A 20,173-nucleotide genomic window follows, 5' to 3' on the forward strand; every position below is an offset into this window, starting at 1 on the left:
GGGTAGAACCGTTCAGTGGCTGTCGGGGACCTTGTTGTCGCACGGCGAGCAGTCCGTGCCGTCGATCGCCCACAGCTCCTCGTCGACGCCGAAGCCGATGAACTTCAGGAAGTCCGCCGTGCGCAGGCACAGGCCGTCGTGGCGGCGCTCGATGAACGGGGCGTGATGCTTGTAGGCGCCGCCGTTGTAGAGGCGGCAGATGCCGAACCAGACCGGGGTATCGAGGATCAGCTGATGGACGCCGATGTCGACGAGCTTGCCGACGCCCAGGTGAACCTCGGGGTGCTCGATGCAGCCGATGGTGTACATAACGGCGTTGCCGAGGATCCGCTCCGCCATGTCGCGGACCATGGTGTGGTCGCGGAGCAGGAGGGCGATCTCCCGGTCCCACAGGCTCATGCCGGAGTCGGAGACGTTGACGGTCAGCTCGGTGATGTGCGGGGCGACCGCGTTGAGGAGTTCCTTAGGATCCCGAGTGCGGGTGCTTGTGGGCTGTTCGAGAGTGACGGTCATGGACTTTCCCTTCCGGGGGTGTCGTGCCGTACTGAGGGGCCCGCCCCAGGCCTCGACCTGTCCAGGGTGTGCACCTGGGACGGGGGTTGGCACCCGTCCCGCCGGGCTTTCCGGAACGCCGGCAGGACGGGAGTCGTGGGTGCGGCCTGTCCGGAGGCGACCACCAGGAGGCCCTTTACGCCGGGGCGGGTGGGAGCGCAGCGGCGGGGCCGCGGCGGGCCTGCCGGTACTCCTGGTACAGCTGCTCGGCGATCGTGCAGATGTTGGTGGCCTCGCCTGCGTCGTTCACGGTCAGGCAGGTCCGACACGCTGCGCAGTGGACCATCAGGCGCCCGTACGCCGTGCTCTCCGAGTCGTCATCGTGGACGACGACGAGCTGTTTGTAGGCGGGGCCCGAGCCCCGGTCCTGAAACCGCCACTCGGTCCGGGACGCCATGTCAGCTGCTGCCCAGATTCTCGTAGTGGTCGCACAGGGCGTTGACAGAGCGGGCAAGACGCTGGGCGTGGGCAACGCCAGCGGGCAGGGTGCGGCCGGGTTCGAGGTTGAGGCGCATGCGGGCCTCGCCGACGCACGCGAAGGCGCAGGCGCGCGGGATGTCGTCCATGGGGAGCCTTCCGGCTGCGGCCTCGACTTCGGGGATGGCCAGCATGATGTGCTCACGCAGTTGGAGGGTGAGCGTCTCCAGTTCCTCGACGGAGGGCAGTTCGGCGTCTTCCGCTAGGAGCCGCCGCGCCCTGGCACGCATCACGTAGATGCCGAGGGGGAGTTGGCCCGGTTCTTCGCTGGCTGGCGGATGGGCTGTAGCTTGCCTCATGTTGGCGCTCCTCAGCAGCGTCGGCCACGCCCCGGGAGGCTCCGCCGCCTCGCCGGGGTTTCTCGTACCCGCCGACCGTAGGAACCCCCTCACCAACCTGGCTACGAAGTTGCACCGAATTACACGCCAGTTGGACGTCCCCGGCCATGGCCAACATGTGCTCTTGACCATGTGCCGCATAGGCGCGACGGTGGTGTAAATCGCTGCAACCGACTAGCGCGGGAGGCCAGCCAGCATGAACATTCACTTCGTCGGAATCGACCCCGAGACGGACGAGGACGGATGCCCCACAGTCTGGGTAGACGCGGACACGGAAGACCTGCTGATCCAGGGCTACCAGGCCGACGAGGAGACGACGACCACATGTGACGCGCTGTCTCCCGCCCGGGCGCCGATCCCACCCGGCGAGACCGTGGTCAGGATCCCGAAGCGAATGATCCCCATCATCAGGAAGGCATGCGATGAGCTCGATCCCGGAGTTCTCTGAACTCCTCGCCGTTGCCAGCAAGTCGGCTGTCCACCTGGAGATGCGGGACGCCTACTACAGCAACCCCCGCTTCGAAAGCTGGCAGCGCGGCCAGCGCGTCGACTGGGACGACCGCGCCTCCTGGTGGCGCCCCTTTCACCAGGACATCGCGGACGCCATCGCCCGCGGCGTCCAGGTGCGGCGGGCCCGGATCGTATCCGAGCCGGTGACCGACTACATCCGCTGGGAGCACTACCAGACCCGCGCCAACGTGGAGGCCGGGGAGCAGGTCCGCTGGCTGCCCCGACACCGGACCTGGGACCTGCTGCTGCCGGGCAGCGACTTGTGGATCTTCGACGGGCGGCTCATGCGCGTCCACCACTTCTCCGGAGACGGCGACTGGGTCAGCAAGGAACTGTGCGATGACCCCGCCGTGGTGGAGCAGCACGCGGCAGCGTTCGAGAAGATCTGGGATCGGGCCACCCCGCACGACCAGTACGAGGTCAAGTAACCAGCCATGCCCACGTTCCCCACGTCCAACGTGCAGGAAGCGCGCGCAGCTCTCGCATCACGTCTGCGCGAGCTGCGCCTGGACGCGGGCATCACCGGCAAGCAACTCGCGCGGCTGTGCGACTGGTCCGTCGCCAAGTCCTCGCGGATCGAGAACGCCGTCACTGCCCCGTCCGATGCGGACATCCGCGCATGGTGCACGGCCTGCGCTGCCGACGGCCAGGCGGACGACCTCATCGCGGCGAACCGGCAGGCCGACTCCATGTACCTGCAGTGGAAGCGGCTGCAGCGCACCGGCATGAAGCAACTGGCGGAGACGTCAGCCAAGCTGTACGAGCGTACGCGCCTGTTCCGCGTGTATGCCTCCCACGTGATCCCCGGCTACCTGCAGACGCCCAGCTACGCGACGGCTCTCATGCGCACGATCGCCGGCTTCCGTGGCACGCCCGACGATGTAAGCGAGGCGGTCGAGGTACGCATGCGCCGTGCCCGGGTCATCCACGAAGGAGACCACCGGTTCGCGACGCTCATCGAAGAGAACGTGCTGTACCACCGGGTCGGCGATCCCGAGGTGATGGCCGGTCAGCTCGGGAATCTCCTCGCCGCCATGAGTCTGCCGTCCATGTCGCTTGGGATCATTCCGGCTGCGGCCGCGCGGGAGCAGGTCATGTGGCCGCTTGAACAGTTCACGGTCTTCGACGACGCGCGCATCCACGTGGAGTTGTTGGCGGCAAAGGTGACTGTGACAGCCCCCGGGGAGCTGGACATCTACCTGCGTGCGTTCGCAAGGCTGGCAGAGATGGCGGTGTACGGCGCCGAGGCGCGTGCCCTGATCGTGAGGGCCATCGATGCCCTGCGGTGACCCCCGGCTACAGTAGGGGCGCCAGCTGCGCAGCGGTGCTGGCCACGGGCACAACTCCTTGATCGTTACTTTCCGTCGATGCTGCCGTTGATCGAGCCGTCGTCGTAATAGTCGAGGGTGTCCCGATCCTTCTTGGACATGTCGTCGAGCGCATGCTTCAAGGTCCAGTCCATCAGGAGGGTGCCGTAGTCATCCTGGCTCAGGCTCTTGCAGGCGTCGGGCCGATGGGTCTTGGTCGACGACGAGTTGAGGGCCTTCTGTCAGTCGGCTTGCTTCTCTGCCTCTGACTTGCCGCACGCGGTGGCGGCGAGGACTACGGCGACGATGGCGACGGCTCTGCGGGCGTTCATGATCCCCCCAGTGGTTCAGGTGCTGAGAGGCATCATGCGCCGCGTGATGGCTGCGTGTGGACGCTGTGTCGAGGTTGTGACCACGGATGGTCAACTGGCGCGGGTTCGGCCGTCTCGTTGCGGCCGTGCTCCTCTACCACTTCACTGACCGCGGCCAGTGGCCGCCGATACTTGGCTCCGGCGCCATCGACGCCACCTGGAAGCGATGGGAGGCAGCACCCCCAATCGTGAATCTCACGGAAGAGCGTCGGACTGTTCGACTGATCGCGATTGTGGCGACCATGGGTGTCATCGCGACGACCCTGGCTGTGATCGCCAGCGGCGTTTCTGTGAGGATCGGCTGACCGGCACCGAACCCGGAACTCGCCGTAGCGCCACACAGCACCTATACAGGGTCTCGGTCGAGTAGATCGGGACCCTTCGCTGCAGGCACAGCGCACCTCTACCCGAACACTGGACGAGAGCCGCACGAGCGGCGTGACTGAGGGGGATGCAGGGAGAAGCCGGGTGCGTTGCGCCGTACGGGGGTACTTTGCAGGGCACTCCGCCATGCCGCCATCCCATCCGGCGGGCGTTCAGATGATGGTGTGAGAAACCATCCGTGCCGCGTCGACCGATGGGATGCGCCGTGCCCCGGTTCAGCGTCATCGTCCCCGCCTACGAGGTCCAGCCGTACCTCCAGGACTGTCTGCGGTCCGTGCTGGACCAGGACTTCACGGACCTTGAGCTGATCGCGGTCGACGACCACTCCCCCGACGCATGCGGCGCCATCATCGACGAGACCGCGGCCCACGACCCCCGGGTGCGCCCCGTTCATCTGCCGGAGAACGCGGGGCTGGGCAGGGCCCGGAACGCCGGGATCCGCCGCGCCACCGGCGACTATCTGCTCTTCCTCGACGGCGACGACACCCTCGCCCCCGGCTCCCTGCGCGCCATCGCCGACCGGCTCGCGCACACCGAAGACCCCCAGGTGCTGGTCTACGACTATGCGCGGGTGGACTGGACGGGCCAGGCCGTGCGGAACGTACGTGCCGGGCTGCTCCGCCACGGCGACGGCCCCCAGGTGTTCCGGCTGGACCAGCGGCCCGAGCTGCTGCGGCTGCTGATGGTGGCCTGGAACAAGGCCTACCGCCGGGACTTCGTGCGCCGGGAGGGCTTCGCCTTCCCGCCCGGCTTCTACGAGGACACCCCCTGGACCTTCCCCGTGCTGCTGACCGCGGAGTCCATCGCCGTGCTGGACCGGGTGTGTGTGCACTACCGGCAGCGGCGGCGCGGTGGGATCCTGCGCACCACCAGTCGTCGCCATCTGGAGGTGTTCGACCAGTACGACCGGGTGTTCCGCTTTCTCGACGGCCGGCCCGAGCTGGCCCGCTGGCGCCCGGCGCTGTTCCAGCGCATGCTCGACCACTTCGTGGTGGTCTACTCCGCGCCGGGCCGACTGCCCCCCGGGGCGCGCGCCGAGTTCTTCCGCCGGGCGGGCGCACACCACCGCCGCTACCGGCCCCGGGACGCGACCAGCCCGTCCGGGCGGGCCCGGTGGCGCTGTCTGCTGCTGCGGCTGGGCGCCCACCGCGTCTTCCACCTGCTGCGCGGCGCCGACCGGCTGCGGCGCCGGGCCGCCGGAGCCGGTGCGGCCGGGTACGTCCGGGCGCGCGGCGCCGCGCTGCGGGTGCACTACCGGCTCCAGCGGTGGCGCCGTATCGACCCGCACCTCGCCGTGTTCACCGCGTACTGGCACCGGGGCTACGCCTGCAACCCGGCGGCCATCGAGGCCAAGGCCCGCGAACTGGCGCCCTGGCTGCGCACCGCCTGGATCACCACCCCCGGGTACGCCCACACCCTGCCGCCCGGGGTGCGCCGGCTGCATCCGGGGTCGGCCGCGTACTGGACCGCGCTGGCCCGCGCCCGCTTCCTGGTCAACAACGTCAACTTCACCCACGCGATGCGCAAACGGCCCGGCCAGATCCACCTCCAGACCCACCATGGCACCCCGCTCAAACACATGGGCCTGGACCTGATGGACCGTCCGGCCGCCGCGCGCGGCATGGACTTCGGCAAGCTTCTGGAGCGCGTGGACCGCTGGGACTACAGCCTCTCCGCGAACCGCCACACCACCCTCGTCTGGGAGCGGGTCTACCCCTCCGGCTACCTCACCCTCCCCTACGGCTCGCCGCGCAACGACATCTTCCAGCGCGCCACCGAGGACGATGTGGCCCGGCTGCGGGCCCGGCTCGGCATCCCGGCGCAGACGCTCGCGGTGCTGTACGCCCCCACGCACCGCGACTACCAGCGCCGCACGGTGCCGCGCCTGGACCTGGAGCGGGTGGCCCGCGCGCTCGGCCCCGGCTTCACGCTTCTGGTGCGGCCGCACTACTTCTCCCACCGCTTCTCCGCGGCCACGGAGACCGGGACGGCCACCGGCCGGGTCATCGACGTCTCGGACCACGACAGCGTCGAGGAGCTGTGCCTGGCCGCCGACGCGCTGCTCACCGACTACTCGTCCATCATGTTCGACTACGCGAACCTCGACCGCCCGATCGTCATCCACGCGGACGACTGGGACGCCTACCGGGCCACCCGCGGCGTCTACTTCGACATCACCGCCACCCCGCCGGGCCCGGTCACCCGCTCCGAGGCCGAACTCATCTCCGTCTTCACCACCGACGCCTGGTACGGCCCGCGCTCGGCCGCGCTGCGCGCCGCCTTCCGGGCGCGGTTTTGCCCGTACGACGACGGGCGGGCCGCCGAGCGCGTGGTGCGGCGGGTCTTCCTCGGCACGCCGGATGAGCACCTCCCGCCGGTCGTACCGCTAGCCGAGCGGCGCCCTGCCCCGGCCGCCGTGGCCGTCCCGGCATCCCCCGCCGCCACAGGCGCCGCGCGCGCGTCGGGCACCCCGCGCGGGTCGGGCGCCCCGCGCCCACCGGCGACCCCGCGCGCACCGGCGACCTCCGTCGGCCAGGCCGCCCCCACCACCCCCGTCGAACCCCGCATCGCACCGCTCTCGCGAATGTCGCCGACCCAGGCACCGGCACCCTCCCCGGCCGGCGCGCCCCTTCCCCACCGGAGCCGTGCGCTGCCCCACCGGAGCCGCCCCCACTAACCCCCACCCAGGACGCACGATGCCCGTCACCGCACCACCCGCCGCCCCCCGCCCATGGCTCGCCGACCCGCCGCCCCTGGTGCGCGGCTACCGCCGCACGGTCCCGCTGCCGGTCCGCCGCGCGGTCGTCGCCGTCACCGGCGCCGGACTGCGCCGCGCGGCCATGCGGGGCCTTTGCGGTCTGTCGGCCGCCTCCGGCGCGCTACGGCTGCGCTGGGCGCGGCGGCGGCTGCGCCGGGCGGGCGTGGCCGGCGACGGCCGGATCGTGATCGCCGACCGGTACGGGGCCAGGGTCGCGACCCTGGCCCCCTCCCCCACCCCGCTGTTCGCGCGCGCGGAGAATCTGCGGCTGGTGTGCGAGGCGCTGGACGCGGCGCGGCTCGACCACTTCGTGGTCCGCTGCTACAGCAACGTCGCCTCCGCCGTGGGCGTACGGGCCGATCAGCGCGGCGCGGTGGTCGCGGCGCTCAGCGCGCTGTGCGCCCGCGAGGCGGGGTATGTCTCGCTGCCGGGGCGTCGCCTGCGCGCCGGGTCACGGCTGCGGCCCGGCGGTACGCGCCGGGCCTGGCGGCGGCTGGCCGACGCCCCCGTCGTCCGCTTCACCCGCTTCCACGCGAGCCCCGGCGCGGGCCTGGTCCTGGGGGTGGCGCACGGCTGCGACATCGAGTTCTGGGAGCCCGGGACGCTGGGCGGGGAGCGGCTGCTGCTCGCGCCGCGCTTCAACCGCACCACGGCGTCGGTGCCGCTGGTGGGCGAGCCGGTGCGGGCGTCCGACCAGCTGTTCACCCGGCTCGCCCCGGCCTCCGGCTGGCGTCCCGGGCCGCTGGTGCGCACCCGCCCGGAGTTCCTCACCCGGCTGCCGGACGAGGTCCGCTTCCCCGTCGACGTCGTCTACACCTGGGTGGACGGCTCGGATCCGCAGTGGCAGCGCCGCCGGGCCGCCGCCGCGGGCGAGGGCTACCACGCGCAGGCGGACAACGCCGCCCGCTACGCCAATCGGGACGAGCTGCGCTACTCCCTGCGCTCGCTCCATCTGTACGCCCCCTGGGTGCGCCACATCTACATCGTGACCGACCGTCAGGTCCCCGACTGGCTCGCGGAGTCCCACCCCGGTATCACCGTCGTCGACCACCACGACATCTTCGATGACCCCAGCGTGCTGCCCACCTTCAACTCCCACGCCATCGAGACCCGGCTGCACCACATCGACGGCCTGGCCGAGCACTTCCTCTACTTCAACGACGACGTCTTCCTCGGCTCGCCGGTCACCCCGCAGGACTTCTTCCTGGCCAACGGCGTCTCGAAGTTCTTCCCCTCCCGCGCGCTGATCCCGCTGGCCCCCGTCGGCACCTGTGACGTGCCGGTATCGGCCGCCGGGAAGAACAACCGGACGCTGCTGGAGGGCCGGTTCGGCACGACCGTCACCCAGAAGATGAAGCACACCCCGCACGCGCTGCGCACCAGCGTCCTCGCCGAGATCGAGCGGGAGTTCCCCGAGGCGGTCAGCGCCACCATGGCCAGCCGGGTCCGCTCCACCTCGGACATCTCCCTGCCGTCCTCGCTCCACCACTACTACGCGTTCCTCACCGGCCGGGCCGTCCCCGCCCAGCTGCGCTACGACTACTTCGACCTGGCCCAGCCCACCATCCGCGCCCGGCTGGCCAGGCTGCTGCGGTCCCGGCACTGCCAGGCCTTCTGCCTCAACGACACGGTCTCCTCCGACCACGACCTCGCGGACCAACTGGCCCTGCTCCACCCCTTCCTCGACGCCTACTTCCCCCTCCCCAGCCCGCTGGAGCGGGCCGTCACCCGACAGGAGACGCGGCAGCCATGCCCCTCGCCATCACTCTTCCCCTGAACCCGGAGGTCCTCGACGCCCAGGGGCCGTATCCGCGCGCGCTCAATGTGCTCAGCCGCAAACAGACCGCGGTGCAGCGGCAGTTGCGGCGCGCCGGGCTCGCGGGCTACGAACCGACCACCCAGGCCACCCTGCTGGCCCTCGCCCAGCAGGCCCCCACGGGCGGCGCGGTGTACGACGTCGGCGCGCACATCGGCCTGTACTCGGCGCTGATCAGCGCGGTGTACGGGCCCCGCGGGCCGCGCGCGGTCGCCTTCGAGCCGACGCCGCAGACGGCCGCGCTGTGCCGCCGCATCCGCGAGTGCAACCGCCTGGGCTTCGAGGTGCAGCAGACCGCGCTCTCCGACGAACCCGGCACCGCCGAGCTCTACTTCTCCCACAAGTCGGAGTCGTCCAACTCCCTCAACCCGGCCCACCGCCGGCACAGCGAGTCGGTGACGGTCCCGGTCACCACGGTCGACGCCTTCACCGAGGAGCGGGGACTGACCCCGTACCTCATCAAGATCGACGTGGAGACCTACGAGCCGGCCGTCCTGCGCGGAGCGCTCACCACCATCCGGCGCCACCGCCCCTGGATCGTCTGCGAACTCCTCCCCGGCGCCGACCACGACGCCCTGTGCGCCGCCCTGGCCCCGCTCACCGCCATGGACTACGGGCTCCACCCCATCAGCCCCGAGTCCCCCTGGCACCGTTACGACGAGACCACCTACCGCCCCGCGGTCAGCGCCCAGTCCCGCGACTGGCTCCTCGCCCCCCGCCCCCTGACGCCCGCCTTCCACCGGGCCGTACGCCAGTGGCTGATCGCGATCCTGGCGTGCGACGAGACCACCAATCTGCTCACCCCCGACAAGGCGTCCTTCCCCTACGGCTGGAATGCCCCCTACCGCCCCGCCCCGGCCCGGCTCAGCGAATACGCCACCCGCAGATGGCTGGCGGGCGCGGCGGCCTTCGCCCGCCGCGCCTTCGGCCCCGTCCCGGTACCGGCCCGCCGGCCCAGCCCGGACGCCCCGGCCCCGACCCGTTAGCGCGCCCCGACCCGTCAGCGCGCCCCGACCCGTCAGCGCGCCCCGACCCATCAGCGCGCCCCGACCCATCAGCGCGCCCCGACCGTGTTCCGGCGTACATACCGTTCCAGCCGGACGCCGGGCAGGCAGAGCGAGTACGCCAGCCGGAAGTGGCCGGTGAGCACGGCCGTCTTCGCCCGGCGGGACTTCGGCTCATCGGCCGCGACCACCCATGCCCCCCGCGCCGTGCCCAGCCGCCGCAGCAGCTCGGACGGGCCGACGTCGATCCCGTAGAGCGTGCCGGAGGCGGGGCCGGGCACGGCCAGGGCCACGTCCCGTAGGCCGGCGAGCGGGCGCGGGTAGGCGATCGCGATCCGCCGCTCCTTGGGCGGGTCGTACAGCACCGGTTCCCCCGGCCGGGTCAGCCGCCCCACCGCTTGGGCGAGGGCGGCCAGATCGTCCTGCCGGCTCGCCGGCGCCCGCTCCCAGGCGTGCAGCGGCAGCTGCCAGAGGAAGGCGCCGCCGACCGCGATGGCCCCGGCCGTGGCGACGGCGGTGTGACGGTGGTCCGTCACCGCCGTCACCAGCCGGTCCGCGCCCGCCGCGGCCAGCAGGGGGACACCGGCCAGGGCGAAGAGGAGATAGCGCTCCTGGAACAGCGGGCGGTACTGGGAGAGGGCGAAGAGCAAGAGCGGCGGGGTGAGCGCGAGGGGAAGGGCGACGGCGGTGAGGGAGGGGCGACGCGGGCGGGTCCGGCGGGGGCGGGCCAGGGCCACCGCGATCAGCAGCGCGTTGATGGCGAGGATGAGCCCGCTGGGCCCGGCGAAGTGGTGGGCCAGGGCCCAGAGCCGACCCGGGCCCGGCTCCGGGATCCAGGCGATCTGCGCGCTCTGCCGCCGGGCGAGCCGCGCCAGCGGCGCGACCGCCGCCACGGCCCCCGTCGCCGCGAGCCCCCAGCCGCGCCAGGCCCGGCGCGGGGCGCGGGAGGCGAGCAGGGTCAGGGCGTGCGCGGCGAGCAACAGCACCGCGAAGACGTGCAGCAGCGCGGTCACGGTGACGACGGTTCCATAGGCCACCCATGACGCGGCGGAACACCGCTCGACCGCCCCCACCAGCAGCCAGGTGGCCCAGGCCGCGCCCGCCGCGACCAGCGCGTAGGAGCGGCCCTCCTGGGCGTAGTGGCCGACCATGGGCGTGGCGGCGTAGAGCAGCCCGGCCCACAGCCCCGCCCTCGGGCGCGCCAGCCGGCAGCCGAGGGCCGCGACCAGGCCGGTGGCGGCCATGGACGCGAGGAGCGACGGCAGGCGCAGGGCCACCTCGGAGGGCGAGGCGGCCAGCACCGGGTGCATCAGCAGGTAGTAGAGGCCGTGGACGGCGTCCACGCCGCCCATGGCGCGCAGGATCTGGCGGAGGGTCCGCTGGGTCATCTGATACGTCGCGGACTCGTCGCGCCACATGGTGCCCCGCTCCAGCCCCCACAGCCCGAGGCAGAGCATGACGGCCATGGGGGCCAGTACGACGCGGCGCGGGATCCTCACGCTTCCCCCAATGAGAAAGGGCATAAATAGGACTATTCGCCTACAGTGTGCAAGCAGTACGAACCACCAGCCGCGAAGGGCACGCGTCATGAACCGCCTCGGTATCCGAAGTCCCCGCGGCCTTGTGGCGTTCGCCGTGATGGCCGGGTGCCTGGTGACGATGGCGGTGGCCGCCATCACCGGGGCCGGCGGGGTCTTCGCCGCGGCCGGACTGGTAGGTTCCGGATGCGATCTGCTGCTGCACCGCACCGAGCCGGGGCTGATGACCCGTCTGGGGCGGCTGCACATGGGCGAGACGCTCCGCTTCGAGCTGCGCTGTGTGCTGCTGCTACTGCTGCTCGGACGGCTGCATGTGACCGGCCCGATCGGGCTGGCGGCGGCCATGACGGGGGTGCTGTGTCTGCTGGCCGGCCAGGCGCTGCACGCCGCCACACGGACGCTGATCCGCCGGCGCCGCACGCTCGCGGTCGCGGCCCGCAACATCGATCTGCGCCGGCTGGGCATCAGCGACCGGCCGCCGCGCCGGCTCACCGAATGGCCGGGCCAGCGGATGCTGGCGTACCAGCTGTCCGCCCTGCTGGGCCTGACCGCGTCCCTGGTGACCGGCGACGCCCGCTGGGTGGTGGCGGGGCTGGCGCTGGCAGCCGGGGCCTGTCTGGTGACGGTGCTCGCGCTCGTGCCCTACCTCGTCCAGGCCATGCGGCTGCCCGGTCCCGCCCAGGTGCTGGCGGAGGTCAACGTCTGGCTGAACCGCCACCGCCCGGAGACGGTGCTGTACTTCTCCGGCTCGCGCGACTGCGCATACCAGGTCACCATGTGGCTGGAGGCGGTGGCGGCGCTGCGCTCCCCGTCCCTGGTCATCCTGCGCGAACGGCATCTGCTGGAGGTGCTGGGGCCGACCCCGCTGCCGGTGCTGTGCGTGCCGGACGCGGTGCACCTGATGAACGTGGACCTGAGCAGTGTGCGCGTCGCGCTCTACCCCGCCAACGTCGGCAAGAACATCCATCTGCTGCGGGTGCCGACCATGCAGCACGTCTTCCTCGGCCACGGCGACAGCGACAAGGTCGCCGGCGTCAATCCCTACAGCAAGGTCTACGACCAGGTGTGGGTCGCGGGCGAGGCGGGGCGGCTGCGCTACGCCGAGGCGGCGGTGGGCGTCGAGGACGCCGACATCGTCGAGATCGGCCGCCCGCAGCTGGACGGCGTGGCCGTCGCCGTCGGCGACCGCGCGCCCGGCCCCTTCCCCACCGTGCTGTACGCGCCGACCTGGGAGGGGTGGACGGACGAACCGGGCACCACCTCGCTGACGCTCGCGGGCGAGCGGATCGTAGGGCGGCTGCTGGACGGCGAGCGCCCCGTCCGCGTCCTCTACAAGCCACATCCCTGCACCGGCCGTCGCTCCCCCGAGGCCCGCGCCGCCCACCAGCGCATCGTCGCCCTGATCGACGCCGCCAACGAGCGCCGCGCCGCGGGCCCGCTCGCCGAGGAGACCGAGGAGGAACGGGCGCTGCGCGCCGAAGCCGCCCACTGTCGCGCCGAACTGACGAAGCGCATCGCCGCGCTGGACGCCCGGCTGCGTCGGGACCACGCCGACGAGGCCATGCTCACCCGCGACAGCGCCGAGCCCGACCCGGCGCTCCTGGCCGAGGCCGACGCGCTGTACGCCGGGTGGCACCAGGCCCACCGGGCGGCCGAGCCGCCCTGGCTGCACCAGGTGATCGAGGGGCCGGCGCCGACCCTCTACCACTGCTTCGACCAGGCCGATCTGCTGATCGGCGACATCTCCGCCGTGGTGTCCGACTTCATCGCCAGCCTCAAGCCGTACGCGCTCATCGATACGGCGGGGCTCGGCGAGGAGGAGTTCCGGCGGCAGTACACCGCGGCCCGCGCCGGGTACCTTCTCGACCCGGAGGCGAACGGCGTGGACCACCTCCTCCGGCTGCTCTTCGACCCCGCGCGCGACGAGCTGCGCACCGCCCGCCACCAGCTGAGGGAGTTTCTGCTCGGCCCCGCCGTCCCGCCGTCCACCCAGCGCTTCAGCGCCGCGGTCGACGCCCTGGCCGCCAAGGGCGAGGCGGTCATCCGGCTGCGCGAACTCCACCCGATCCACAAGGGAGCACTGGATGAACATCATGGTCAGCGTGGCCGTCCCGGTGCGCCACCCGGGGAAGAGGGCCATGGGCGGGTGGACCTCCTCCCCTGAGCGATCCCGCCGCCGGCGGGTGTCCGACACCGCCTGAGCCACCACCTCACTCCCGGAGCCAGCATGCCGCGCACCCCCCGCCCCGGCCCGCGCCCCCGCGTCAGCGTGATCGTCCCCGCCCACAACGCCATGCCCTCGCTCACCCGGGCCGTCACCTCCGCCATGGAGCAGACCATCGGGCTCAGCCGCCTCGAGATCATCGCCGTGGACGACGGCTCCACCGACGGCACCGCCGAGGAGCTGGACCGGCTCGCCGCCGACTGCCCCGCCCTGAAGGTCGTCCACCAGCAGCGCAGCGGCGGCGCCGGCGGCCCCCGTAACACCGGGCTGGACCTCGCCCGCGGCGACTTCGTCTTCTTCCTCGACGCCGGCGCCCATCTCGGGCCCGACGCGCTGCGCCGGATGGTGGCGATGGCCGACCAGAACGGCACCGATGTGGTGCTGGGCAAAATGGTCTCCCCGGACGGGCGCGGCGTCCCCCAGGCTGTCTTCCGCCACAACCAGCTGCGCACCGATGTCTACAGCTCCCGCGCCTACTCCACGCTCGGCCCCGCCAAGCTCTTCCGCCGCTCGTTGATCGAACGGTTCGACCTGCGCTTCCCGCTGTGCCGCGACGGCGAGGACAAGCCCTTCACGGCCGTCGCCTACCTCAACGCCTCCGGCATCTCCGTCGTCGCCGACTACGACTGCTATCACCTCCCCCACCGCGAGAACCGGGGCACCGGCCGGCAGCCCACCGGCACCACCACCGGTCTCGCCGACCGCATCGACGCCCTCCGGCTGCTGTTCGAGAACGCGGCCCGCTACACCGAGCCCGGCCCGCGCCGCGACCAGATCATGCGCTGCCACATCCAGCGCGAGCTGTGCGACGCCCTGCGCGCGCTGCCCCGGGAGAACGAAGCCGAGGCCCGTGGGCGGTTCTTCCCCGAGCTGCGCGGGTGGGCGCTGACCCACTGCTCGGACGCGCTCTTCCACACCCTCACCGCGTCCGAGCGGCTGATGGTCCACCTGCTGCGGGCCGGCCGCTTCGAGGACCTGATGTCCGTCGTGCGCAACGCCGAGGAGGACGCCGGCCGTGGGCACCTCATCGACAAGGGCCGCGTCTACTGGCTCCATCCCTTCTTCCGCGACCCCGCCGCCGACGTCCACGACGCCTGCTTCGACATCACCGACCGGCTGCCGGTCCACCACCATCTGGCCGGCGCCGGCTGGCACGGCGGCTCCACCCTGCGGGTGCGCGGCCGGGCGGCCATCGACGGGCTCGTCCCCGGCCCCGAGGACCGCACCGAACTGGTGCTGCGCAGGCGGGAGACGAGCGACGAGCTGCGGATGCCGGTCACGCCCGTAGCCGAAGGTGAGCCGGGAAGCGGGGAGTTCGAGGCGGACATCGACATCGCCGCCGCCGACGACGGCGCACCGCCGCGGCCCGGCGTCTGGGACGTCTTCCTCGACGTACGCGCCCAGGGGGTCAGCCGCACCGTACGGTTCGGGCACCGCCACGACGAGGGCCTCGACATCGGCACCGCGCGCCGGGTCGTGACCGCAGGCCCCGGCCTGCGCGCGCGCGTCACGCCGTACTTCACCACCCCGTACCGCAATCTCTCCCTCGACATCGGCCCGGCCCCGCGCCGGGCGCCCTGCGAGGTGACCGAGGCCGTGTGGCATCCGTCGGACAAGGGCACCCTCGTCGTCGCCGGGCGGCTGCTGCCTCCCGGGACCCCGGTGCGCGACCGGGTGCTGCGGCTGCGCGCCGAGCACAGCGACGGCCGGGTGTCCGACCATCCGGTGCGGTTCGCCGCGGGTCATCCGGCGGGCGCCTTCACCGCCCGGCTGCCGGTGCGCGACCTGAGCCGCGGCCGGTGGACGGTGACGCTCGCCCTCCTGGGGCCCGGCGGCCACGCCGACGGCCCGCCACCCGCCGCGCCCGTGCCGCCGCCTCCCCGGCTGCCCGGCACCCGCTGGCTGCGCTTCGGCCGTCCGTACTACGCCAAGCCGCTCATCGGGCGCGGCGAGCCGACCCTGGAGCTGCGGGTGGCCCCAGTACGGCTGATCGCGGCCGTACGCAACCGACTGCGACACTGACAGGCGGGCGGCGAGCCGACCCTGGAGCTGCGGGTGGCCCCAGTACGGCTGATCGCGGCCGTACGCAACCGACTGCGACACTGACGGGCGGGCGGCGCACCACCGGTCGTCGGGCGGCTACCCGCGGGCGCGGCCCCACAGGCGCCACAGGCCCCGGCCTCGGCCCCGGACCCGCCGCAGCCGCCGTCGCACGCCCAGGGCGATGTTGAGCGGAGCCACCTCCAGGCCGAGTGCCACGGCCGGGCCCCAGGCCAGCGGCTTGGCGTAGTACGGGCGGCCGAGGCGCAGCCAGCGGGTCCCGGTCAACTGACCGAAGCGAGGCACCATCGCGGTGCGGGACGGCACCTCCCCACTCGGGCCTTCCATGATCAGCGTCAGCGTCCAGCGGCCCTTGCTCAGCCTTCTGACCGGCAGCCGCGCGGTGAAGTCGCGGGAGGCCCCCGGCTCGTACCGCGCCGGTACCTCGCACACCGCGCCCGCTCCGCCCTCGGCGCGCAGCCGCAGCCTCCCGCCGGGCTCCCGTGCCGCCTCACCGGTCAGCCGTCCGCCGACGATCAGGGTGCTCCTGCGGACGGCGTGCCAGGCGGTCCGGGTCACCTGGCACGGGGCGTCGAGGGGGTGGGCCACCTGGCCGACATCGAGCGAGAGGTTGCTGTAGGGGGTGTAATACGGCACCACGACCAGTGGGCGGCCCTGCGGCGTGGTGAGGCTGCGCCGGGTCGGGTGGGTGGCCTCCCCGTCCTCGCGGCTGCTGCCGAACCGCACGGTACGGCTGACGCCCTGGGCCCGGACGTCCAGGTAGAGGTTCCACAGGCCGCGTTCCAGCGGGGCCCCGCCGTCGGCGGTGGCCGGATCGATCTCGGCGATGAAGCCCGACCGCTCGTAGCGCCCCTCGCCGGGCAGCGGGTGCGCGGCGGGGCGCGGCGTGACGGGCAACCGGACCTCGGGGCGGTCGGACTGGTAGCGGCGCAGGACGACCTCGGTGCCGGGGTCGAGGGTGTCGACGTCCTCGATGTAGGCGTGGCCGGTCAGCCGGAGCACTCCGCCCTCCCAGCGCGCCGTGTCGAGGTGGTGGTGGACCGGCAGCCGGTCGGTCACGTCGAAACACGCGTCGGGGACGTCGGCGGTGTGGTCGCGGAAGAAGGGGTGGCGCCAGTAGACCCGGCCCTTGTCGATCAGGTGGCCGCGCTGCGCGTCCCGCCCGGCGTTCCGCGCGACCGTCATCACGTCCTGGAAGCGGTCGGCGCGCAGCAGATGGACCAGGAGCCGGTCCGGCGCGTCGATGCGCTGGAAGATGGCGTCGGTCACCCAGGTCCGCGCCCAGTGCCGGAACTCGGGGAAGAAACGCTCGCGCGCGTCCTGCTCGCTCTCGCGGGGCAGCAGGGCGCGCAGCGGACCGCACAGCTCCCACTCCACATGGCGGCGCATGATCTGGTCCCGGCGCGGGCCTGGTTCGAGACAGCGGGCCACGGTCTCGAAGCACAGCCGGGTGCCGTCCATGCGGTGGATGAGACCGGCGGCGGTGAGGGTGAGGTTGGAGCGGTTCTCGCGGTAGCGGACGTAGTAGCAGTCGTAGTCGGCGACCACGGATATGCCGGAGGCGTTGAGGTAGGCGGCCGCGGTGAACGGCTTGTCCTCGCAGTTGCGGTAGGGCGGAAAGCGCAGACGCAGCCGTTCGATGAGGGAGCGCCGGAACAGCTTCCACGGGCCCAGGGTCAGATAGGCGTGGGAGGAGAAGACATCGGTGCGGGGCTGGTTGTACTGGAAGACGGCCCGGGGTACGGCGCGTCCGCCCACCGAGGCGATCCTGCCGAGGACGATGTCGGTGCCGTTCTCGTCGGCCATGGCGACCATGCGGCGCAGCGCGTCCGGCCCCAGATAGTCATCGGAGTCCAGGAAGAAGACGAAGTCGCCCCGCGCGTGGTCGAGACCGGTGTTGCGGGGAGCTCCCGCGCAGCCGGAGTTCTCCTGATGGATGACCTGCAGTGCGGGGCAGGAGCGGGCGAGCCGCTCCAGCTCCTCACCGGTGCCGTCGGTCGAGCCGTCGTTCACCGCGATGATCTCGAGTCGGTCCAGCCCCAGTGTCTGGTCCCTCGCGGAGGTGACGGCCCGGGTCACCTCCGGCATGGCGTTGTAGGCGGGAATGATGACACTGACGCGGGGAGGGGACACAGCGGGCATGGCGGGCTCCGGACTTCCGGGTTCGAGGGGGTGACGGGCGGGATCAGTCGTCCCCGGGGGACAGATGGAGGGGCTGCGTGGTGTGCTCCGGAACAGTGCCTCCGCCCCGCCGTACGGTGCTGACACCGCCGCGCGGCCGCGCCGTACCGCTGTCCGTCGCCACTCCCGCATGCGCCGGGAGCGTGGACGCCGTGTCGTCCGGGGGGAGCATGAGGGTCCGTACCACCCGCTCGGCCGCGTGGCCGTCGTCGAACGGGCAGAAGCGGGCCCGGAAGGCGGCACGCAGCGCGGTCGCGTCCGCATCGCACCAGCGGCCCTCCTCGAAGACGGCGGCCAGCTCCCGCTCGGTGCGGGCGACGGCCCCCGGAGTCTCGCCGGGGTGCCCGGAGAGCAGGTCGAAGTAGACGCCGCGGGAGGCCCGGTAGGTGTCCCAGTCGTCCGCGTAGATCACGATGGGCCGGTCCAGCACGGCGTAGTCGAACATCACCGACGAGTAGTCGGTGATCAGCGCGTCGGCCGCCAGGCACAGCTCCTCCACCGACCGGTGGCGCGAGACATCGATCACCAGCCCGGCCTCCTGGAGCCGGGCCAGGCCGGCGTCCGGCCGGTAGGAGTAGTGGGCCCGCACGAGGAGCGTCGTCTCCGGGCCGAGGGCACGGCTCAGCCGCTCCAGATCCAGGCGGGGCGTGAAGCCCTTCTGGTAGTCGCGGAGGGTGGGCGCGTAGAGGACGGTGGTGTGCCCCGCCGGGATCCCCAGCGCCGCGCGTATCCGCCGGATGTCGTCATCCGATGCCGAGAGGAACACGTCGTTGCGCGGATATCCGTATTCCAGCAGCTGATACGAGGCGGGGTAGACCCGCTCCCACACCTCGCTGGAGTGCGGGTTGGAGGAGAGGGCGAAGTCCCAGCGGTCGATGCGCTTGAGGAGATTGCCGAAGCTCATTCCCGCCGCCGCGGCGGGATAGCGCTGCTGGTCCAGTCCCATGCACTTGAGCGGCGTTCCATGGAAGGTCTGCACATGCACGGTGCCCGGCCGCTTCACCAGGTCATTGGGGAAGTTGACGTTGTTGATGAGGTATTTGGCGCGGGCCACGGTTCGGTAGAAGTCCCGGGTGCCGGTGACGACGTAGTCGACGTCTTCCGGAAGTGACGCGATCTCCGACTTCTTCACCACCCACACCCCGTGGATATGCGGCGCCAGCTCCCGGGCCTTGTGGTAAATCGCCGCCGGATTGCACAGCACCCCGCGGCCCCAGTACGCCGAGTAGACCGCCAGGTTGGGATCCACCGGCCGCTGCCGGTGGATCCGGTACAGGTTGCGCTTGGCCCGTGCGGCCAGGCGCGGCCGGACGATCCGCCTGAGCTTGCGCGCTCCGGCCGCGGCCCGCACCGACAGCTCGTGCTCCCGGTAGCGGAGGAAGGAACCGGCTGCCAGCGCCTCGAAGCGCCATCGGGCCTCGACCGGCGGGGTGAATCCCTCCGGGACATGGCGGCGATACCACTCGGCGGCATGGCCGAAGAAGCGGGGCCGGTCCGCCGCCGCCACCCGGGAGGGGCGGTCGAGGCAGAACAGGAAATGCGAGACGGCCCGTTCGAAGAGCAAGGGGCGCAAGGGCTCGAGATGCGGCCGCGCGTCCAGGAAGTCGAAGAGGCGGGTGTACTGCCGGAAAATGGCGAAGTGCTTCTCGCCGGGACTTCCCGTGTGGGCGCCGACCCTCCGCTGCCGGTACTCCAGGCCGACCAGATCCACACAGGCGATGCGCCGGGCCGTCAGCATCGTGATGTACGAGAGCAGGGCGTCCTCGTAGATCCCCTCGCTGAAGGAGAAGCCGTGACGGGTGTAGAAGTCGCGGCGGTAGACGCGGTTGGACGACATCGCGAAAAGCCGCAGGAATTCGGGGCGTTCGAGGATCGTGAAGACATCGGTGCCCGGCGAGGCCAGCAGCTCTCCGAAGAGGCTGGGTTCCCTGCGCTCCGACCAGTAGGTCCGCACGTGGTTGAAGTACAGGATGTCCGGGTCACCGCCCCGGGCGAGCCGGTCGGCGAGGCCCTGGAGGGTACCGGGGGCCAGCGTGTCGTCACCGTCCAGGAAGAGCAGATAGTCACCGGTGGCCCGGGCGACTCCGGCATTACGGGCGGGCCCTGGCCCGGAGTTGACCGGCTGGTGCACGGGGACGACCCGGCTGTCGCGCGCCGCGTACGTGTCGATGATCGCGCCACAGTGGTCCGGGGAGCGGTCGTCGACCGCGACCACCTCGATGTCGCGGAACGACTGGTTCAGCGCGGAGTCCAGGCAGGCGCTCAGATACCCCTGCACACGGTAGGCGGCGATGACGATGCTGAAGCGTGGCATGAGGCTCCTCGGGACGCGTGGAAGGCGGGTCGAGGCGCGAAGCGCTCACTGACTGCCCACCCTAGAGCGGTACGTCCCGTTATGCCCGATAAGCCGATGGAGGAGCGGCCAGTCGGGTGACGCCCGGCCCGCCCCCACGGCGGCGGGCCGGGCGGCCCCGGTGACACGGAGACCCGCGGCCCGTCGCACGCGCGCCCGGCACGGGGCAGGCGGCAGCACGGCGTGCCGCGGCCGGCGGACGTCAACGCCAACAAAGCCCGTCGCCGGGCGTCAGCGCCCGGTGGCAGGCGCGGCCAGCCCCCAGACGCACGACGCCGCCCCGGGGCCAAGGCCCCGGG

General features: G+C 72.1%; 15 protein-coding genes. 9 read left to right on the forward strand and 6 right to left on the reverse strand.

Features of this window, described 5'->3' with window-relative positions; translation table 11 throughout:
• Positions 1–12 precede the first annotated feature (12 nt).
• The 3 genes from ABZU99_RS21290 to ABZU99_RS21300 all read right to left on the reverse strand — a co-directional run bounded on the left by ABZU99_RS21290 (position 13) and on the right by ABZU99_RS21300 (position 1,328).
• A complete protein-coding gene (locus ABZU99_RS21290; RefSeq protein ID WP_356049113.1) occupies positions 13–513 on the reverse strand; it encodes a hypothetical protein in 501 nt (166 codons plus the stop codon).
• Positions 514–688: 175 nt separating this feature from the next.
• A complete protein-coding gene (locus ABZU99_RS21295) occupies positions 689–949 on the reverse strand; it encodes a hypothetical protein (RefSeq protein ID WP_356049112.1) in 261 nt (86 codons plus the stop codon).
• A 1-nt stretch (position 950) separates the two neighbouring features.
• Positions 951–1,328 carry a DUF6415 family natural product biosynthesis protein gene (locus ABZU99_RS21300; protein WP_356049111.1) on the reverse strand — a complete coding sequence of 126 codons (378 nt, stop codon included), beginning with the start codon at positions 1,326–1,328 and terminating at the stop codon, positions 951–953.
• Positions 1,329–1,563: 235 nt separating this feature from the next.
• On the opposite strand from ABZU99_RS21300, the gene ABZU99_RS21305 reads away from it, so the two are divergent.
• The 7 genes from ABZU99_RS21305 (at position 1,564) to ABZU99_RS21335 (ending at position 9,499) form a co-directional block, all read left to right on the forward strand.
• The gene (locus ABZU99_RS21305; RefSeq protein WP_356049110.1) at positions 1,564–1,815 is read left to right on the forward strand and encodes a hypothetical protein; all 252 of its coding nucleotides are present in this window, start codon (positions 1,564–1,566) and stop codon (positions 1,813–1,815) included.
• Positions 1,790–2,305, forward strand: coding sequence for a DUF6879 family protein (locus ABZU99_RS21310; RefSeq protein WP_356049109.1), 516 nt, complete (start codon positions 1,790–1,792; stop codon positions 2,303–2,305). Before ABZU99_RS21305 ends, ABZU99_RS21310 begins: the two co-directional genes overlap by 26 nt.
• Before the next feature lie 6 nt (positions 2,306–2,311).
• On the forward strand, positions 2,312–3,166 hold the full coding sequence (locus ABZU99_RS21315) for a helix-turn-helix transcriptional regulator (RefSeq protein WP_356049108.1): 855 nt from the start codon (positions 2,312–2,314) through the stop codon (positions 3,164–3,166).
• A 436-nt stretch (positions 3,167–3,602) separates the two neighbouring features.
• Positions 3,603–3,860: a hypothetical protein gene (locus tag ABZU99_RS21320; RefSeq protein WP_356049107.1), complete on the forward strand. Its 258-nt coding sequence runs from the start codon at positions 3,603–3,605 to the stop codon at positions 3,858–3,860.
• A gap of 284 nt (positions 3,861–4,144) precedes the next feature.
• Positions 4,145–6,616 (forward strand): bifunctional glycosyltransferase family 2 protein/CDP-glycerol:glycerophosphate glycerophosphotransferase, encoded by a 2,472-nt coding sequence (locus tag ABZU99_RS21325; RefSeq protein ID WP_356049106.1) that lies wholly within the window; start codon positions 4,145–4,147, stop codon positions 6,614–6,616.
• Between the two features lie 19 nt (positions 6,617–6,635).
• A complete protein-coding gene (locus ABZU99_RS21330; RefSeq protein WP_356049105.1) occupies positions 6,636–8,474 on the forward strand; it encodes a stealth family protein in 1,839 nt (612 codons plus the stop codon).
• Complete coding sequence (locus tag ABZU99_RS21335) at positions 8,447–9,499, forward strand: FkbM family methyltransferase (RefSeq protein ID WP_356049104.1); 1,053 nt, start codon at positions 8,447–8,449, stop codon at positions 9,497–9,499. The genes ABZU99_RS21330 and ABZU99_RS21335 overlap by 28 nt, the downstream gene beginning before the upstream one ends.
• 68 nt (positions 9,500–9,567) lie before the next feature.
• Here the strand turns inward: ABZU99_RS21335 and ABZU99_RS21340 are convergent, their stop codons facing one another.
• Positions 9,568–11,016, reverse strand: a complete 1,449-nt coding sequence (locus tag ABZU99_RS21340; RefSeq protein ID WP_356049103.1) for a glycosyltransferase family 39 protein — start codon at positions 11,014–11,016, stop codon at positions 9,568–9,570.
• Positions 11,017–11,104: 88 nt separating this feature from the next.
• Between ABZU99_RS21340 and ABZU99_RS21345 the strand changes: the two genes are divergently transcribed.
• Positions 11,105–13,219, forward strand: coding sequence for a hypothetical protein (locus ABZU99_RS21345; RefSeq protein WP_356049102.1), 2,115 nt, complete (start codon positions 11,105–11,107; stop codon positions 13,217–13,219).
• Between the two features lie 63 nt (positions 13,220–13,282).
• Complete coding sequence (locus ABZU99_RS21350) at positions 13,283–15,301, forward strand: glycosyltransferase (RefSeq protein WP_356049101.1); 2,019 nt, start codon at positions 13,283–13,285, stop codon at positions 15,299–15,301.
• A 117-nt stretch (positions 15,302–15,418) separates the two neighbouring features.
• On the opposite strand, the gene ABZU99_RS21355 is transcribed toward ABZU99_RS21350, so the two are convergent.
• Positions 15,419–17,482, reverse strand: coding sequence for a glycosyltransferase family 2 protein (locus tag ABZU99_RS21355; RefSeq protein WP_356049100.1), 2,064 nt, complete (start codon positions 17,480–17,482; stop codon positions 15,419–15,421).
• 43 nt (positions 17,483–17,525) lie between these two features.
• Positions 17,526–19,835 carry a CDP-glycerol glycerophosphotransferase family protein gene (locus tag ABZU99_RS21360; RefSeq protein WP_356049099.1) on the reverse strand — a complete coding sequence of 770 codons (2,310 nt, stop codon included), beginning with the start codon at positions 19,833–19,835 and terminating at the stop codon, positions 17,526–17,528.
• Between the last annotated feature and the right edge of the window lie 338 nt (positions 19,836–20,173).

This window comes from Streptomyces sp. NPDC005266 (assembly GCF_040607655.1).
Lineage (GTDB): Bacteria > Actinomycetota > Actinomycetes > Streptomycetales > Streptomycetaceae > Streptomyces.

Excerpts from the sequence above, each read along its gene's own strand:
- ABZU99_RS21290 (WP_356049113.1), bottom strand. The coding sequence starts at position 513 with ATGACCGTCACTCTCGAACAGCCCACAAGCACCCGCACTCGGGATCCT.
- ABZU99_RS21295 (WP_356049112.1), bottom strand. The coding sequence starts at position 949 with ATGGCGTCCCGGACCGAGTGGCGGTTTCAGGACCGGGGCTCGGGCCCC.
- ABZU99_RS21300 (WP_356049111.1), bottom strand. The coding sequence starts at position 1,328 with ATGAGGCAAGCTACAGCCCATCCGCCAGCCAGCGAAGAACCGGGCCAA.
- ABZU99_RS21305 (WP_356049110.1), top strand. The coding sequence starts at position 1,564 with ATGAACATTCACTTCGTCGGAATCGACCCCGAGACGGACGAGGACGGA.
- ABZU99_RS21310 (WP_356049109.1), top strand. The coding sequence starts at position 1,790 with ATGAGCTCGATCCCGGAGTTCTCTGAACTCCTCGCCGTTGCCAGCAAG.
- ABZU99_RS21315 (WP_356049108.1), top strand. The coding sequence starts at position 2,312 with ATGCCCACGTTCCCCACGTCCAACGTGCAGGAAGCGCGCGCAGCTCTC.
- ABZU99_RS21320 (WP_356049107.1), top strand. The coding sequence starts at position 3,603 with ATGGTCAACTGGCGCGGGTTCGGCCGTCTCGTTGCGGCCGTGCTCCTC.
- ABZU99_RS21330 (WP_356049105.1), top strand. The coding sequence starts at position 6,636 with ATGCCCGTCACCGCACCACCCGCCGCCCCCCGCCCATGGCTCGCCGAC.
- ABZU99_RS21335 (WP_356049104.1), top strand. The coding sequence starts at position 8,447 with ATGCCCCTCGCCATCACTCTTCCCCTGAACCCGGAGGTCCTCGACGCC.
- ABZU99_RS21345 (WP_356049102.1), top strand. The coding sequence starts at position 11,105 with ATGAACCGCCTCGGTATCCGAAGTCCCCGCGGCCTTGTGGCGTTCGCC.
- ABZU99_RS21350 (WP_356049101.1), top strand. The coding sequence starts at position 13,283 with ATGCCGCGCACCCCCCGCCCCGGCCCGCGCCCCCGCGTCAGCGTGATC.
- ABZU99_RS21355 (WP_356049100.1), bottom strand. The coding sequence starts at position 17,482 with ATGCCCGCTGTGTCCCCTCCCCGCGTCAGTGTCATCATTCCCGCCTAC.
- ABZU99_RS21360 (WP_356049099.1), bottom strand. The coding sequence starts at position 19,835 with ATGCCACGCTTCAGCATCGTCATCGCCGCCTACCGTGTGCAGGGGTAT.